Below are 17514 nucleotides of genomic sequence, written 5' to 3'. Positions count from 1 at the left end.
CTGTGCCGGCGAAGGCAACTGCAAACCTGCCGCTGCTATACTCGCCAACAAAGGCAATACGAACCTAGAGCTGTATTTGCCCACACCTTGCCTCTCTGTCAATCAAGATGGCCCAGTAAGAGGATCTCCCCCTGCTCACCTGCGGCAACAAGCCATAGACAGGGAGAGGGGCTTGGCAATCGGCTAACCTCGAAGACCTCCTCTCCCTAAATCTACCGCTGGCTGCGGTGGATTTCCCATTCCACTCCCACTTCCCTTCCGCCAGCCGATAAGGCATGGCCTCACCTCGGGATGAGAGGCTGCTCCCGGTTGAGGGGCAAGGTGTGGAATGGGCTTCACCTAGGAACGGCGACCTCGAAACGGATGACCCCGGCTGAGCCAGAACTGCCTCCCCCCACATTCACCACCACCACACCGTTGGGGTTGCTGATGCCCCCACAAGCAGGCGGCACGGCCCCACCCGGCGGAATGAAGGCTCCCCCTCCCCCTGTGCTCACCGACAGGCTGCCCGGCACATACTGCAAGCCAGGCGCCAGGGGATCGCACACCACAAAGGTGGAAGCGGGCGAGTCCAGCAGGAAGTAGATGGCAAACTGCACCCGCGCTCCTGGGCGCACCGGCAGGTTGATGGCCCCCTGCAGGAAGGTGCTGGCTCCGCCTGGCCAAGGGATCCCTGGGTTGTCGTTGGGATCCGTGGGATCGTCGAAGAACTCGGGGATGGAGAGGCCGTTGAGGGCGGTGATCCGCTTGACCAGTCGGATCCCTTCGCCTGGGGGTGCTGGGCTGGGTGTCGGCGTTGAACCTGGAGTCGGTGTGGGGGTCGGTGTCGGGGTGGGAGTGGGCTCCGGCGTCGGCGTCGGCGTGGGGGTCGGTGTGGGGGTCGGCGTCGGCGTCGGCGTGGGGGTCGGTGTGGGGGTCGGCGTGGGGGTCGGTGTGGGGGTCGGCGTCGGCGTCGGCGTGGGGGTCGGTGTGGGGGTCGGCGTCGGCGTCGGCGTGGGGGTCGGCGTGGGGGTCGGCGTGGGCGTCGGCGTGGGGGTCGGGGTCGGCGTCGGTGTGGGGGTCGGCGTGGGGGTCGGTGTCGGCGTCGGGGTCGGCGTCGGGGTCGGAGTTGGTGCTGGAGTGACTGTGACAGTGATGGTTGCTTGGTTGGAAATCAGCCCTACCGTATCTTTTACTGTGTATTGAATCGAAGTGGTAGTACCCGTGAAAGCTGGCAGCGGAGTAAAAATGACTACTCCGCCTGAGACGGTGTATGTACCTTCCCCGGCAACTGTCAGAGTGGTCTGTTGCCCAGGAGTGAGCGGATCTAGGTCGATAGTACTAGGATCCAAACTGAAAGCATACGCTATGTCATTCGACAACACATTGATAGTGACCGGTGTATTTTGGGGAGTGGTGGCGGAGTCATTATTAGCAACGGGGTTGTAAGCTACAATGCCCCCCCCTGCTGTCATGTCCCAGCCGCCGTTAGCCTCTTTCGTGTCTTTTGGAAACGCTGTGAAGTCCTTGATTGAGCCAGTCACATCATTCCCAACTACTGAGTAACCGAAGAACTTTTGATTAGGCAATATGCCCAGATCCTGATAACTTACGAAAATGCCTGACAACTTCTGGTTACTTGGATTAGCTGTAATGTTCTTATTCAGATCTTTATTTCCACAATCGTCGTTATGAACATTTGTAACTGGTATTAGCGTTCCACTCCCCCAAGTAGCACCGGCTGCAATGACAGAGCCATAACCAAATTGTGTGGGGTTTGGATCAAGAGCCGTAATAGCAGCAATCTTAAAAAGGTCGTTTCCTCCTCTATCTAGAAGTAGGAAGCCAATCTTATCAAGGTTTGTAGAAGGGGCAGTTATTCCGCCTGGGGTTATAAAGTCTACCCTCTCAATATTGTTACTGTTCACACTGATAATATTTGTAAATAGATTATCCGTGCCAGCTTTGATAACCGGGTTTAAGGGATTGATTAGGATAGCTTGCTCCATCGACGTAATTCCTAGAGTGCCAGGAGTGTCTGGCGGAATAACCCAGACAATGTTGCATACACCAGATTTATTGGGGTTATCGACTCTCCTCAGAACAACTTGATCGGTTGCACCAATGAGAGACAGCTTTTGGCCACTCACCTGAATGTCTGTCAGTACAGATCCAGCACCTAAGGTGGGAACAGCAGCGGCTTGGAGTGTGTGCTGATAGCTGTGATCAATGATTCCTTCAACTACAATCGTAGGGGCAGTAACGCTGCCAGCTGTGGCTTCCAAAACCCAGTCTGCTCCGGCTTTGGCATGTCCTGTGAGGTTGGTAGAAGCAGCGATATCAGCTCCTGTCAGGCGGGCTATTTGCTCTATGAAAAGTCTGCCCTCCAGCCCTGCCGCCACCTCGCAGCCGTAGATTAAAATGTCCGCATCGTCCGCAAGGCTAGATTTCCACTTTGCCAGTAGGTCCGCGTACTCGGGCAAGTTTTCTCGGTTAAGAACTCTTCTGCCCAAGGAGAGTGAGCCTGCCTGCCCGTGAGACAGGATGTGCAGGGTTTTGATGCCTTTTCGTCCTCGCAGTGTCTCTGTGATCTGCTCAATCCCATCTCTATTGGGATCCAGAAAAACAACTTCCGCTCCAGGACGAATGCCTGCCAGCAAGATCGCCAAGTCCGGCAAGGCTTGATCGATAAAGACCAGCTCATCCTGCTTGGGGTGTTGTAGAGACGTTTCCCTAGACGCAGAGAAGCTAGCTTGCTCTACCCCCAAGAGAACCATTAGCAGGGCTGTGGAAACGGTGCCCAAGCTGCGACTAAAAAAGCAAAGCAATCTTTCCAGTTGACCAGGACGAAATGAAGACGGTTTTGAGGTCAGCATTCAACACTCCTCGGCTCTCTCAGCGCGTTCTCTTGAAACACAAAATCAGCTCACATCAAACTTGACTAAAACGAGGCAACCATCAGTTATCTACCCTCACCGAAACCGTGTTGCTAAAGAGCAACGAGCCCGATACTGAACGAACAACAGCTCTGTTGGTGATGATGGTGGGAAGAGCGGGAGTTTCAGGAGCAGGCACAAATGGAGTCGGCGTAGGTGCCGGCGGTAGGGGTACCGGAATGCGGAGGCGGCAGGGCTGATCCGATTGATTACCTTCTGGGGCATAGCAAACGCGAATGAGATCTTCCACAAAGCGAAGCTGATTAAAACTAAGTTGATCCGCTTGTCGAATAATGTCCGTAATGATTTCCTCCAGGTCTCGGGCTGTTCTGGAAAGAGGTACGCTGACAAACAGAATATTCTCCAGATCCCTAACTTCGGGGGGAGCTAAGTTGGAGAAAGGTACTCTATCCCGCTCCCGCAGCAAGATGCGATAAAGGGCTTCGCTCCAAGGGGAAACATCCACGGCTGCGCTGAAAACAAATCCCCGCAGGGGTATAGACTGGCCGGACTGACGCCCTTGGCCCAGGAGATTGGACTGAACCGATACCAATTTCCCCGGCGGTTGAATAATCGATCCGGAAAAGGGGATGGTGAACCGCAAGTTGCCCTCCAAGGCAGTGGTTGACAAGGCAGGCAACAAAATGTCCCCTCTTGAGCTTAGGTTGAACAACTCAACCTTATTGCCTCTTGAAAAGAGCGGCCCTCCCGAACAAAGGGCGGCTGTTGAGCCTGAAGGGCAAAGCTGAGCAAAGGGATCAACCACCAATCCCAAAATGGCAGAGGTAGAGACAGAGCCAGAGCCGGGATCCCTTGGCGGCGACCCCACGGTCGAGGGGCTGCTGGAGGTGCCACCGCAACCTTTCAGGAAAACCGTTAGGGAACCTGTAAGCACTGCCGCCAGGACAAGCGCAGCCGGTTGCCAAAATCTTCTGGGTATACCGAGTCGTCGAAACATTTGCTTATCGCCTCGCTCTCGATTAGGGATGTTGTCAGCCTGCGGAATGACTCTAGCGGGATCCCACCGTGAGAACAGCGTCGCTGAATGGCGCCACAAAACGACTTCCCTCTCTCTCGACCCGCAGCTCCCCGCTGAGAAGATAAGAACCAGCAGATAGCGGAACGTTGCTTTGCACCCTCATTTGCAGGCGGTGCTCCCCAATAGCAGCAGGGAATAAGTTGGCAAAGGGAGCTTCCAGCCCTTCAGAAAACCGTGCCAGCACAAAAGTCCCCTCAGTAGCTGCAGCCAGACGCTGTAACTCCAGAAGATTCAAATCGACCCCCAACCCAACCACATACACGGTGAGTTTTTGTCCTCGCTCTCTGGCCAAAGTTGTCAGCTCCTGAGTAGCTTGGTTGATGGAGCGGGTGCTTTCGTTGTCAATCCCATCGGTGAATACCACCAAGCGGCGGTTGAAACGCTCGGTGGGCCGAAAGTCGCTCAAGAAACGCCCGGCTTCTACCGTGGCATCGTAAAGGGCGGTGTTCCCTCCGGGAACAGCACGCAAAACCCCTCGTCTCAGCAGCTCTTTGTCGCTGGTGAAGTCTTGCAACAGCTGAGCTGTGCGCAGGGGCTGCCCCAAAGCTGTAAGGCCAAAACCTGCTCCCCGGTTGTCAAAGCGCAGAATGGCGCCCAGATCCAGGGGTGCAGGGCGAAATTGATCCAGGAGCTGAAAAACAGCCAGGAAGCGCCGAGATTGGGGATCCAAGACCAACAGGCTGCCTGAGCCATCCATCAGCACAGCCATGAGCAAAGGCCGCTGAGGCAGATCCGGCGGGGGGTTCTCGATCCGGGTGGGTGTCAGGGTCAAGGTTACCGGCTGCGGGATCCCTAGCAAATCGGTTACCCGGTTTACCTGCAGGCTGACCTGACTGGCAGAGAGCTGGGTTATTGGTTGGGGCGGATCCCCGCCTTGCAGGAGGGCGATGTTGAACTCCATTTCCCCTTGTGTGCCAGAAAAGGAGCGGGTCAGAGCCCCATTGAATGTCAGGCGAGCTTGGGATCCCACAGCAGACGGCTCAATGCCTGTACCGCCGGAAGAGCCACAGCCGACAAGGCAGCTTCCCACGAGCACCAGGAGAAGCAGCCAACCAGCTTTTTGGCTTTTTACTTGACCGGGCTGTATTTTTACAGTCATTGCAGCTGCCAGTGCAAGCATAGTGGGGTGGCATGAAAGTACGGAGTTACAATACCACCCAGTAATTCCGAAAGCTACTGTAGCGCTTGGTGTAGGCGTAAAGATTTTTACTGCAGTTAGAGGATCTCGAGTTCATCTTTTTTCACAATGCGAGCACAGCGGGTCTCAGCTTTGAGCCTAGTAGGGCGGCTAAAGCCTGTCTGCTCCGAGAATTGCTTCGAGATAAAGACCCCTTTGTTTTGCCACTTGTGGCAAGCGTTCTCGCTGACCAATTGTCAAATAAGCCGGCGCTCTCCTCCGTGGCCTATAGTTCATAGCAGCTCATCAGTGCAGGTGTAAGCTCTAAAAGGATCCCCTGGGTGAGGAGGAGAACTGAACATGGCGGCAAAGCAACTCAAGTTCTATTGGAGCCCCCAACACCAGCTCTTTAGCTGCGATGGCGCCAAGTTGGAGGGGCACGGCTACATCCAAACCAACCCCTCCCATGACCTGGTTCACCTGCTCATTGCCGCCAACGGCAACATGCCCTGGCAGCCGGTGGAAAGCCGCGAGCAAACCTGCTTTGCCGAGTACAACGCGGTAATGCTGGAGCACCTGTTGGTCAACTGCTTCAACGCAGCGGTGCTGGGATCCCTGCCCGCCCAGCAGATCATCCCAGAGGCGCGGAAATTCTTGCGGTGGTTTGTTTCAGAACACTACGCCCCTTTCCCGGTTTCTGAAGAAGAGGCTTTTCGTCGCTTTGCCGAGCACCTGGATATTGAGCGCATTGTGCGTTTGTTCCCCTATTTTTACAGTCTGCGGGCTTGGGAATGCTTCAGCCTCGATTACCGCGCCGAGACCTACGACCTGGAGTTCACCTCCGAGGATGATCCCGTTCGAGAGGCCCCGGAATGGGCGGCGGATCCCAACATTTTGGAGACTCAGGAGCTGGTGCGGCAAAAGCTCTCTGAGGCAGTAGCCGAGGCGGGCTCGATCCGGCCCAAACCGGAGCCCGTTTTCCCGCCAACTTCGTCAGCTTCTCCTCTGTCCGATCCCCCAGCCAAGACCAGGCAGAAAAAAACCGGACTCGGCTTCAAGCCTGCCCGTTGATGGATCCCCTCACCCCTTTCCCACAGGGAGAGGGGAAGACTAATCTGCGCCTTCCACTAGCCGACGAAAGGCCTTTTTGCCCACCTGCAAAACCCGTCCTGCCAGCTCCGAGACATGGGCAAACTCCAGGTCGGGATCCTCCACCTTTTGCCCATCCAGGCGCACAGCGCCCCCTTGGATCTGCCGACGGGCTTCCGCAGCACTCTTGCACAGGCCGGATTCTCGCAGGATATAGCTGAGCTTAACAGGGTAGGACAGCCGGTCGATGGCAAAGGTGGGGATGGATCCCGTTTCCGCAAGGCTACCTTCTAGCACCAACGCTTGAGCGGTGCGCTGGGCCTCTTCTGCCGCTGCGGGGGAGTGAAACTGGGCCACAAGGGTTTTGGCCAGCAAAATCTGTCGCTGGCGGGGATCCTGCGGCAGCTCGGCAAGGGGCACTGAGGTGAGCAACTCAAAGTAGCGCTCCACCAGGTGATCCGGCACCTTCTCCAGCTTGGAGTACATGGTGAGGGGATCCTCAGTCAGCCCCACGTAGTTGTTTTTGGACTTGGACATTTTCTGGTACCCGTCCAACCCCTCCAAAAGCGGCACCGTCAGGCAAAACTGCGGCGTTTGGCCCTTCCAGATTTGCAGATCTCGCCCGGTGAGCAGGTTAAAGCGCTGGTCGGTTCCCCCCAGTTCTACGTCGGCTGCCAGAGCCACCGAGTCGTAGCCCTGCAGGAGGGGATAGAGAAATTCGTGCAGATAAATTGGCGTTCCAGCTCGGTAGCGCTGGGCAAAGTCTTCTTTGGCCAGCATCTGCCCCACCGTCATCTGGGCCTGGAGTTCGATCAGCTCGCTGAGAGTCAGGTGGGCCAGCCACTCGCTGTTGCGGCGCACCTCCAGCCGGCCAGGGGTCTCAAAATCCAAGATCTTGCCGGCCTGCTCCAAATAGGTGCGGGCGTTTTCCTCCACTTCTGCTGGGGTGAGGCGGGGACGGGCCTGCGATTGGCCAGTGGGATCCCCGACCAGCGCCGTGAAGTCCCCGATGAGCAAAATAGCCACATGGCCCGCATCCTGGAACTGGCGCAACTTGCGCAACACCACTGAATGGCCCAGGTGTAGATCCGGTCGGGTGGGATCGATGCCCAGCTTCACCCGCAAGGGACGATTTGTTGTGGCCAGGCGCTCCGCCAGGGCAGCAGGCCCTCCCGGAAAGATCTCGGCCACCCCCCGCTCAACAATTTGGGCTATCAACGGATCCCGGTACGCTGGCGAAACTGAGGCTGACGATATACTCAAAGCCTGATCCTCCGGCTGAACCCATGAGCAATTTTAAGCCCACGCAAAAGATGCTCGATTCTCAACTCAAGATCTTCTCCCCCTAGCCCGGTTGGAGTTGTCGATGGGCAGGGTTGGCCATCCTGCTGCCCCAATAGACGCCGCCCTATAATGGGTCTGGCTTGTTGTTGCTTTGCAACACGGACGTGACAGGGTTTTTGACGTGACCTACGGTCGCAGACCATTGGCCCGCCGGGCGAGAAAGCCGGGGTTGGAGCGTGTCTCCAATTCCCCTTTTTCCGGATCGGGGTTTGACGAGCATGCCGACTATACCCCACCCACCCGCCCCTCCCGGATTGCCCAGGTTGCCGGTGTGGTGGGCAATCTGTTGCTGGGATCCCTGCTCTTGGGATCCACGGCAACGGCTGCCGGATTGGTGGGGCTGGCCATTAGCTTCCGCAACTTGCCGGACGTGCATCAATTGCGGGATTACGTGCCCATTGCCACCACCCACATTGTCGATATTCGGGGCGAGCCCATTGCCAGCCTACACGGGGAGGCCAACCGGGAAGTGATCTCCCTTGAACAGGTCTCGCCGGAGATGAAAAAGGCCTTGCTGGCCATTGAAGACAGCCACTTTTACACCCATCCAGGCATTAATCCGGTCAGCTTGGGCCGGGCGATCCTAGGCAGTGTGGAGGGGGGTATAGGCTCGGCGGGGGGGGGATCCACCCTGACAATGCAGTTGGTCAAGAACCTGTTTTTGAGGCCGGAGCGTACCCTCAGCCGTAAAGTCGCCGAGATCGTGTTGGCGGTGCGCCTAGAACAGGTCTTCAGCAAAGACGAGATCCTGGAGATGTACCTCAACCAGGTGTACTGGGGGCACAATCTCTACGGCATCCAGGCGGCGGCCCGCAGCTACTTCAACAAGGATGCGTCTGAACTGAACTTGGCTGAAGCGGCGATGTTGGCTGGGATCCTGCCGGCCCCGGAAACCCTCAGCCCCTTTCGCAACCTGGAGGGAGCCAAACGGCGGCAACACCTGGTGCTGGATCGTCTGGTGGAGCTGAAGTGGATTACCCCCGAGGAAGCCCAGGCGGCGCGGGAGCAAAAGCTGACCTTAGGCCGCATTACCTCCTTTCAAAGTAACGCCCCAGCAGTTACCGACGCCATTGAGGCGGAGCTGCGGCGTCGCTATGGGGAACAAGCTCTAATGCAAGGAGGTCTGCGGGTTCAGTCCACCATCGATCTGCGTCTGCAGCGCCTTGCCCAGCGCATTGTCAATGAAGATGGCCCCCGCATTGGGGCAGCTCGTCGTGCCGATCAAATGGCTTTGGCGGCAGTGGATCCCCGTACCGGCTATGTGAAGGCCATTGTGGGCGGGATCAACGCTCAGCGGGGCCAATTTAACCGCGCCACCCAGGCGTTTCGCCAAACGGGATCCACCTTTAAGCCCTATGTGTACTACGCGGCTCTGGCCAGCGGGCGCTATTCACCCGGCAGCATCTTGGAAGATACCCCCGTCACCTATCCCGGCTCGCCGCCCTACAGCCCGAAAAACTACGACAACACCTTTTATGGCTCCCTCACCTTTGCTCGGGCTTTGGAGCTCTCCCGCAACGTGCCCACGGTCAAGTTGGCCGATGATGTCGGGATCCGCAACGTCATTGCAGCGGCTCAGGCCACCGGTATTACTGCCGAGATGTTCCCCAACTTGGCCACAGCTTTGGGCTCGGCCAGCATCAGCCCCCTGGAGATGGCGGCTAGCTATGCGGTCTTTGCCAACGGCGGATATCGGGTGGAGCCGACCCTCTTGGCCCAGGTGGTGGATCGCAACGGCCAAATCCTCTTCGAGGCCAGGCCTCAGCCGCAGCGGGTTTTGGATCCCTGGGCGGTGGCTACGCTCAACCAAATCCTCAAAGGGGTAGTGACCCAAGGCACCGGGAGGGCAGCTCGTCTGGACGATGGGCGACCTGTAGCCGGCAAAACCGGCACCACCTCCGATTTCCGCGACGCTTGGTTCATCGGCTATGTGCCGCAACTGTCTACCGCCATTTGGATTGGCAACGACAACAACTCCCCCATGCTGCCCGGCACCGCCGGCGGGGCCTTTGTTGCCCCCACCTGGAAGCGCTTTATGACTGAGGCTCTGCAAGGGATCCCACCTCAGGACTTCCCCAGCCCGCATCAATTTCCCCCTCCCCGACCATGACCTACAGCGAGGAGCGGCTGGCGCGCATCGAGCGCACTGTCGAGGCCAACGCTCAGGCCATCGCCCAACTGGCCCGGCAAAACCAAGAGCTGATGCAAACCATTGCCGGCACCGAGGAGCGCATTGCCAGAGCCGAGGAACGCATTGCCAGAGCCGAGGAACGCATTGCCAAAGCCGAGGAACGCATTGCTGGCGCCGAAGAACGTCTGGAGGCCGAGGTCAAACGCTGGGACGAGCGGTTTTTCCAGCTCAGCCGCGATACCCTCAACTTCACCCGCAATGTAGTGACCATCGCCGCCATCACGGCTGTTTTGATCCCCCTGCTCAGGGATGTCGCTCCCCTGCTGATCGAGCTGTTGCGGGAGGGATCCCGTTAGCCCTCTGTAGCTGGGACATCTCGCTTTTCCAACCGCTGGCCAACAAGTGGTTATCGGCAATTGCGCTGAGACAGCCGCGATTCCACCTCTCTGGGGTCGAGCAGGGTTCCAACCGGAATCGAGGTGTCCAAGGGATCCCAGCGCGTACTGATTCTGAGTTACACTAAGACTGCAAAGAAAGGTAACGCCTTTTTCTGGTTATCCTGACCCTTCGCCGCGTTCTTTCTTGCATTCCTTGCACAAGACACAGAGGACAGACGATTATGGCTTTTGAACTCCCGGCTCTGCCCTATCCTGCCGACGCGCTGAAGCCCTACATGTCGGCAGAAACCTTCTCCTACCACCACGGCAAGCACCACGCAGCCTACGTAGCCAACCTGAACAAGCTCATCGAGGGCACCGATCTGGCCAACAAGTCTCTGGAGGAGATCATCAAAGCCACCTTTGGGGATCCCAACAAAGCGGGTATCTTCAACAATGCTGCCCAAGTTTGGAATCACACCTTTTTCTGGGAATCCATGAAGCCAGGCGGGGGAGGTGCGCCTACCGGGCCTATTGCCGACAAGATCAACGCCGACTTTGGCGGCTATGACAAGTTTGCAGAAGCCTTCAAGACGGCAGCCGCCACCCAATTTGGCAGCGGTTGGGCCTGGCTGGTGCTGGACAACGGCACCCTGAAGGTCACCAAAACCCCCAATGCCGAAAACCCCCTGGTTTACGGCCAAACGCCCCTGCTCACTTTGGATGTGTGGGAGCACGCCTACTACCTGGATTACCAAAACCGGCGGCCTGACTTCATCAGCGCCTACCTGGAGCACTTGGTGAACTGGGATGCCGCCAATGCCCGGCTGGCTGCCGCCTGACTCTACCTGTTCTGGGATCCCTTGACGGGGGATCCCATCGAAGACTAGCCCTATGTCTCTGTTTGCGAAGGGATCCTTGGGGATCCCTTTTTTGCGCCTAGTCTTTCCCCAAGCGTTCTCGCTCCTCGCGCAACCGCTCCAGAAAGCCGGGGGTAGGGGGTTGGGTTGGGGGTGCTGCAGGGGGAGCAGGAGTTGGAGCAACCCGGTTCATCTGGGGGAACAGGGGTTGGTTGATGGGCGGCGGGGGGAGAGGCTTGGCCGGGACAGGGGCTGGAGAAGGTGGAGCAGCGGGCGTGGGCACTGCAACCGGTCGGGGTGGAGGCACAGCAGGGGCTGGAGGAGGAGGTGACACCTGCTGAGTTGGAGCAGGGGGCTGAGGGGTAGAGGACACTGCCTCTGGAGTTGCTGCTGGCCTGGGTGTGGGCTCGCTTGCGGACTCACCGATTCCCGGATCGGGGGCGGGATCATCCTCAAACACTGGTTTGCCCTCCGGATCCCGCGGCAGCCAGTCCAGCAGAGGTTCAGGAGTGGCTGAGGGATCCCGCTCGGAGCCGCCGACGCGATGGGTATCAGGTCGTTCAGGGACAGCAGGCAGTTTTTCCCTGCCTGGGCCCGGATCCAACAGCAGACGCAGGCCCCAGAAGGTGCTCCCCGCAATGGCCACAAAAAGGGCTATCCCAGCCCAGAGGGGAAACGGCTTGGCCTCGGGCTCCGCTTGGGTACTGAGCAGGTGTGTGCCCGACTGCCCTGCATCTACCGCCGCCAGGGTACGCTCGGAGAAGATGGGTGCGGCTGGGGGGGGCGCGAGGGAAGAGCCGGCAGCGCTCTGGGAGCGCAGGGATCCCTCCAATTGGGCGCTGAGAACCTTCATATCTTGGGGCCGCTGGTCGGGATCTTTGGCCAGACAGGAGAGCACCACCTGTTCCAGCTGCAGCGGAATTTGATAGGGCAAATTTGCGCGATTGAAGGGTTGGGGCTGCTGGTAATTGTGGGCCTCGTACCAGCCGGGGAAAGAATCGCTCTTCGGCTGGAGGGGGTGTTGCCCGGTCAACATGCGGTAGAGCACCACGCCAAACGAGTAGATATCCGAGCGGGCATCCAAGGCTTCCCCGCGCACCTGTTCGGGAGAGGCGTAGCGCACCGTACCCAAAAAGCCGGTGGTCTGGGTGCCAAGGGCAAGGGAAACCTCGCTGAGCAGCTTAGCAATGCCGAAATCCAAGATTTTGACGGTTTCCCCCAGGGTTTCATCTTTCAGGACGAAGAGGTTGCTGGGTTTGATGTCGCGATGGATCACCCCCTTGATGAGATGGCCATCCTGCTCGGTCTCCAGGTTGTGGGCGTAATAGAGACCGGCGCATACTTGGCGGGCCATCCTCACCACCTGTTGAGGCGGCAGCACCGGCTGCTTGAGCATTAGCTCCCCCAAACTGCGCCCCGTTAGGTATTCCATCACCAGGTAAGGTTGGTCGTTCTCTAGACCGTAATCCAGCACCTTAACAATGGCAGGGTGCTCCCCCAACAACGTGCTGATGCGAATTTCCTGCTGAAAACGTTTGTGCAACTGGCGTCGGGTGTTGTCATCGCTTGCCAAGTTTTGGTGCAACAGCTTGACCGCCACCGGACGGTTGAACAGGCGCGTATCGACTGCCTTGAACACCTGCCCCATGCCGCCCGCTGCAATGCTGTGAACCAGTTGATAGCGCTGGCCGATCACTTTTCCAGGAGCAAGCTGGTTCATGGGCAGCCCAAGAGCATGTACCCTCTGATTCTAATGCGTGTTTCTCGGGGGTTTCTCCCGCCTTTCTCCGGCCATCCCTGCCCAGCAGTCTTCATTCCCAATGTATTTGATGTGCTTTTAAGTACTTGTTAAACGCCCTGCCAGCGATTGAAGGCTGGACAAAGACTGTGGACTACGGAGATCTACTTTAGAGCCGAGGGAATCTGATAGACTCATGCGGGCGCTTTGCCGGGTCTGTTCATTAGCTGTCTGTCGGGTGATTTATGCTGGCTAACTGGCTGCAAATTTCGGGGATCCCTCTAGCCCTGATCGGCCCTGTTGAGAATCCGGTGCTGGTGTTTTTGATCATCCTGACCATCATGCTGGTGGCTCCCTTGCTGTTTGAGCGGCTGCGCCTGCCGGGGATCATCGGGTTAATCTTGGCCGGGCTGGTGGTGGGGCCCTACGGCTTGGGCATCTTGCGGCGGGACGAGACCATCATCCTGCTGGGCACGGTGGGGCTGTTGTTTCTCATGTTCATGGCGGGGCTGGAGACCAGTCTGGAAGATTTGAAGCTCAATGCCGGGAAGGCCACCCTCTTCGGGGCGCTCACCTTTCTGTTGCCCATGCTCATCGGCACAGCAGCCATGTTGGCCATTGGGTATGGCTTTCTGGCGGCGGTGCTGGTGGCCTCTTGTTTTGCCTCTCACACCCTGATCGGTCTGCCCATCATCTCGAAGCTGGGGTTGATGCGCCTGCAGACGGTGACGGCAACTTTGGGGGCCACCCTTATCACGAATGTCCTGGCTTTGTTGGTGCTGGCGGTGGTGGTGCGCGCCCACCAAGGGGAGCTGTCGCTGCGCTTTTGGCTGACGTTGATCCCTTCCATTGCCCTCTACACGTTTGCCACCCTGTGGGGGGTGCCTAAGCTGGGCAGTTGGTTCTTTCAACGCTTTGGTCACGACGAGGGAGCAGAGTTTACTTTCGTGATCGCCACTTTGTTTGTGGTGGCCTACGGAGCGGGGTTGATCGGCATTGAGCCGGTGGTGGGAGCCTTTCTGGCCGGGACGGCCATCACCCCTATCATCCCGCCTCTCAGCCCCCTGATGAACCGGATTCAGTTTATCGGCAACACCCTGTTTGTGCCTTTCTTCTTGATCTCGGTGGGGATGCTGATCAATCCCGGTATTCTCTTGGGGGAGCCGCGCACGCTGCTGGTGGGCGGAGTGATGATTGCAGCGGAGGTGGTGAGCAAGTTTCTGGCCGCTTGGATCCCGGCCCAACTGTTTGGCTGGCGCTTTGCCAGCACGATGATCATGTTCGGTTTGTCGATGGCTCAGGCGGCGGCTACCCTGGCGGCAATCACGGTGGCCTTTCAGGTGAAGTTGGTGGATGAGCTGACGGTGAACGGCATCATTGCCATGATCCTCGTGACCTGTGTTGCCTCGCCTTGGATTGTGGCCCGCTGGGGAGAGCAAATGCAGCCCACCGAAGTGGCGGCAGAGTCCACTGAATTGCCCAAGCCAGATTGGGGAGCTCGCGTCTTGGTGCCGGTGGCCAACCCGGATACTGAGAGGAACCTGTTACAGTTGGCTTTGATTTTGGCCAAAAAAGATGGGGGAACGCTGCTGCCGCTGCATGTTTTGTCTGACCGCGCCGGGATCTCGCCGGCAGCCCTGGCCCGGCAGGAGCAGTTGCTGACTTTCGCAGAAGCTCTGGCCCACAGCGCCGTGACCCGAGTGGAGCCGATTCGGCGGGTGGATGACTCGGTGGAAAAAGGGATCATTCGCTCGGCGGCGGAACGGCAGGCGACCTTGGTGATCCTGGGCTGGAAGGGCTACTCCACCTATGCGGAGAACTTTTTCGGCAGCATCATTGACGCGGTGGTGCGGCAGGTGGGGATCCCAGTCTTGATTACGCGGTTTCCGGTACCCATCGAGACAGCACGCCGCATCCTCTTGGTTGCACCGGAGCTGGAGGTCTCTCCCGGATCCCTGCAGCAGACCATTGGGCTGGCGCAAACGCTGGCCGGCGAATTGAAAGCAGGTTTGCAGATCCTGCTGGTGCAAACCCGACCTGGGCGGAAAAGCTCCCCAGCCTTGCCGGCAGAAAGCTATGCCCACTTGCCGGTTCAGCGGGTGCAGGGGGGGGTGGTGGCGGAAGCCTTCAAAGCGCTGCAGCCAGGAGATGTGTTGGTGTTGATTCCCAGTGAAACCGGCAACCGGTCGCGCCTGGGCCGAGAGCCGGAGACCATCGCCCGCAACCGACCCAGCCTTCCCATCATCGTGGCGCATTTGCCGCGGGATTCAGCTCATCCCTTGCGCCAAGGAGATGGGGTTCTGGCGGCCGCAGAGCCCACTTGACAGGGATGGCATTGGGGTGTTGTCTGGCGGACTGGAGCTCTTGTCTCAACGACGCCCCGGCTCCCCTGGTAAACTGGGATACCCCAGGTTCGGAGCAGTCGTGAGCCAGAAGGGAGGCCCAGAGCCATAGACTATGTTGATTGAGGAAGTGGGGATAGTGCCCTGCGGAGCACAGGAGTATGGTTGCCTATTTGCTAGAAGTCGGCTGTGAAGAGCTCCCAGCCAGTTTTGTGGATTCGGCTCTGGAGCAGTGGCGAACCGGGATCCCGGCCTCTTTGGCGGAGGCTCATCTGCAAGCGGAGCAGATGCAGCTTTTCGGTACGCCGCGCCGCCTGGCGGTTTTGTTGCAGGGGTTGCCCACCCAGCAGCCGGATCGCACCCTAGAGGTGAAGGGGCCGCCGGTTCAGGTCGCCTACCAAGATGGCCAGCTCACTCCTGCCGGGGAAAAATTTGCCCAAAAACAAGGGGTGGATCCCGGCAGCCTGGAAATCCGGCAAGTGGGCAAGGGATCCTTTGTGTTTGCGGTGCAGCGGGTGCGAGGCCGGCCAACAGCAGCTGTGCTCCAAGAATTGGCACCCGCCTGGATTACCAACTTGAGTGGGGAACGGCTGATGCGCTGGGCCTGCGGGGATCTGAAGTTTCCGCGCCCCATCCGCTGGCTGGTCTCCCTTTGGGATGATCAGGTGCTGCCTTTGCTGCTGCCGACCCACGAGGACAATTCCATGCCGGGCTTGGTGGCGGGGCGGGTGAGCCGGGGGCACCGCGTTTTGGGATCCCAGCAGGTTGTCCTGGAGCGGGCCGAGAGCTACGTTCAGCAAATGCAAGAGGCGGGGGTCAGCCCCGATCCAACAGCGCGAGAGGCATACATTCAGGCTGAGGTGACCAAGCTGGCCAGGCAAGTGAATGGGGAAGCCCAGATCCCTGCTCCTTTGCTGCGGGAGGTGGTGCACTTGGTGGAGTGGCCGACGGCGGTTTTGGGGCGCTTTGAGCCAGAGTTTTTGCGCTTGCCCCCTGCGGTGATCGAGACGGTGATGATCACTCACCAGCGCTACTTCCCAGTACGGGATGGCCGGGATCCCCAGAAATTGCTGCCCTATTTCATCACCATCTCCAACGGCGACCCCCGGCAATCGGAGCGGATCGGGGCAGGCAACAGCCGTGTGGTGCGGGCGCGCCTGGCGGATGCCCGCTTTTTCTACGAGGAGGATCGGCGGATCCCCTTGGCGCAGCGGGTGGAACGCCTGCAGGCGGTTACTTTTGCCGAAGGGCTGGGCTCCATGCGGGACAAGGTGGAGCGCATCCGCCACATCAGCCGCCTCATTGCCGCTGCCTTGAACTTGGATGCCCAGGAACAAGCGCTGGTGGAGCGCACCGCCCAACTGTGCAAAGCGGATCTAGTTACCCAAATGGTGTACGAATTCCCGGAGCTGCAGGGGATCATGGGGGCCGACTACGCTCGGCAGGATGGGGAACCGGAGGCGGTAGCCGAGGGGATTGAGCAACACTACTGGCCTTTGGGAGCGGGGGACGCTTTGCCCACAGCACTGACGGGGCGGGTGGTGGGCTGGGCAGATCGCCTGGATACCTTGGTGGGCATGTTTCGCTTGGGGCGGATCCCCACCGGCTCCTCGGATCGCTTTGCCCTGCGGCGGGCCGCCAACAGCCTGGTGCTGGTTGCCTGGGATGCCGGCTGGACTTTTGACTTCAACTTGCTGTTGCAGAGCGTGGTGCAGGACTATGCCTTTGGCGATGTCCACACCTTGCGAGCCTTGCAGGAGTTTTTGGCCCAACGGATACAGACCCTTTTGCAGGAGGAAAAACGGATTGATTACGACTTGGTCAGGGCTGTGGTGGGGGATCCAGAGTCCGTCAAAGCGGAGGATCCCCAGAAGGCCGAGCTCACCTTGCGGGCCCTGGGCAACCTGCCCTTGACTTTGCTGCGGGCGGAGTACCTGCAACACCTGCGGGCCACCGGGGAATTGGCGGATCTCTATCCCACCCTCAATCGCTGCGCCCGCCTGGCAGCCCAAGGGGACTTGGACTACGCCGTGGTGGATCCGGCAGCCGCCGTGGATCCCGACCAGTTGCAGGAGGCGGCAGAAAGGGAGTTGTACGAGGCTTGCCAGAAAATCTATCGTCTGGGGGTGGAGCCAGCCCTTCAGGGAGACTTTGTCCCCTTGGTGGAAGCTCTGCAAGCAGCAGCCCCTCAGGTAGCTCAGTTTTTTGAAGCCGTTTTGGTGATGGATCCGGATCCTGGTCGGCGGGCCAACCGGCTTAATTTGCTGGGGGTATTGCGCAACCAGTCCCGCCTGTTGGGGGACATGGGGGCTGTGGTCATGGCAGGGGAATCCTCGCCGGAGAAGACCCCCTAGCCGTTTCAGATCAGTTTACTTCGAGACAGATCCCCCTCACCCCCAGCTTCTCTCCCAGAGGGAGCTACCCCCCAAGGACTCTGTCCCACTGGCGCGAACGGCTTGGGAATGGACATACAGCCTTTTAATTTAAAATAGGGTACAGGTATTCAAGAGGAAGGAGAGAAAGGAATGCCGACTCATTCTTTGGATTTGCGGCAAAGAGTTG

12 protein-coding genes are annotated in these 17514 nt (G+C 58.8%); 6 read left to right on the top strand and 6 right to left on the bottom strand.

The annotated features are described in order from the left end of the window. Positions 1-335: 335 nt before the first annotated feature. The 4 genes from ACVW0B_RS11010 to ACVW0B_RS10995 all read right to left on the bottom strand — a co-directional run bounded on the left by ACVW0B_RS11010 (position 336) and on the right by ACVW0B_RS10995 (position 4984). Positions 336-2756 (bottom strand): DUF4347 domain-containing protein, encoded by a 2421-nt coding sequence (locus tag ACVW0B_RS11010; protein WP_457491693.1) that lies wholly within the window; start codon positions 2754-2756, stop codon positions 336-338. A gap of 181 nt (positions 2757-2937) precedes the next feature. Next, entirely contained in the window at positions 2938-3519 is a 582-nt protein-coding gene (locus tag ACVW0B_RS11005; RefSeq protein WP_457491685.1) for a hypothetical protein, read from the bottom strand. A 56-nt stretch (positions 3520-3575) separates the two neighbouring features. Next, on the bottom strand, positions 3576-3770 hold the full coding sequence (locus ACVW0B_RS11000) for a hypothetical protein (RefSeq protein WP_457491684.1): 195 nt from the start codon (positions 3768-3770) through the stop codon (positions 3576-3578). A 155-nt stretch (positions 3771-3925) separates the two neighbouring features. Then, positions 3926-4984, bottom strand: a complete 1059-nt coding sequence (locus tag ACVW0B_RS10995) for a vWA domain-containing protein (protein WP_457491683.1) — start codon at positions 4982-4984, stop codon at positions 3926-3928. Between the two features lie 447 nt (positions 4985-5431). On the opposite strand from ACVW0B_RS10995, the gene ACVW0B_RS10990 reads away from it, so the two are divergent. Further along, entirely contained in the window at positions 5432-6142 is a 711-nt protein-coding gene (locus ACVW0B_RS10990; RefSeq protein WP_457491682.1) for a hypothetical protein, read from the top strand. A gap of 39 nt (positions 6143-6181) precedes the next feature. Here the strand turns inward: ACVW0B_RS10990 and tyrS are convergent, their stop codons facing one another. Beyond that, a complete protein-coding gene (gene tyrS / locus ACVW0B_RS10985; RefSeq protein ID WP_457491681.1) occupies positions 6182-7423 on the bottom strand; it encodes a tyrosine--tRNA ligase in 1242 nt (413 codons plus the stop codon). 202 nt (positions 7424-7625) lie between these two features. Here tyrS and ACVW0B_RS10980 point away from each other — a divergent pair, with 202 nt between their 5' ends. From ACVW0B_RS10980 to ACVW0B_RS10970, 3 genes are all read left to right on the top strand, one after another. Then, positions 7626-9614, top strand: a complete 1989-nt coding sequence (locus ACVW0B_RS10980) for a transglycosylase domain-containing protein (protein WP_457491680.1) — start codon at positions 7626-7628, stop codon at positions 9612-9614. Continuing rightward, complete coding sequence (locus ACVW0B_RS10975; RefSeq protein ID WP_414389340.1) at positions 9611-9991, top strand: hypothetical protein; 381 nt, start codon at positions 9611-9613, stop codon at positions 9989-9991. The genes ACVW0B_RS10980 and ACVW0B_RS10975 overlap by 4 nt, the downstream gene beginning before the upstream one ends. 263 nt (positions 9992-10254) lie before the next feature. Beyond that, positions 10255-10854 carry a superoxide dismutase gene (locus ACVW0B_RS10970; protein WP_414350168.1) on the top strand — a complete coding sequence of 200 codons (600 nt, stop codon included), beginning with the start codon at positions 10255-10257 and terminating at the stop codon, positions 10852-10854. Positions 10855-10951: 97 nt separating this feature from the next. On the opposite strand, the gene ACVW0B_RS10965 is transcribed toward ACVW0B_RS10970, so the two are convergent. After that, positions 10952-12592: a serine/threonine protein kinase gene (locus ACVW0B_RS10965; RefSeq protein ID WP_457491679.1), complete on the bottom strand. Its 1641-nt coding sequence runs from the start codon at positions 12590-12592 to the stop codon at positions 10952-10954. Positions 12593-12855: 263 nt separating this feature from the next. Between ACVW0B_RS10965 and ACVW0B_RS10960 the strand changes: the two genes are divergently transcribed. Continuing rightward, entirely contained in the window at positions 12856-14934 is a 2079-nt protein-coding gene (locus tag ACVW0B_RS10960) for a cation:proton antiporter domain-containing protein (RefSeq protein ID WP_457491678.1), read from the top strand. Positions 14935-15113: 179 nt separating this feature from the next. Then, positions 15114-17306: a glycine--tRNA ligase subunit beta gene (gene glyS, locus ACVW0B_RS10955; protein WP_457491677.1), complete on the top strand. Its 2193-nt coding sequence runs from the start codon at positions 15114-15116 to the stop codon at positions 17304-17306. The last annotated feature ends 208 nt before the right edge of the window (positions 17307-17514 follow it).

This window comes from Thermostichus sp. MS-CIW-23 (assembly GCF_054059455.1).
The sequence above is the reverse complement of the archived record's forward strand: the minus strand, read 5'-3'. Positions and strand labels throughout refer to the sequence as shown.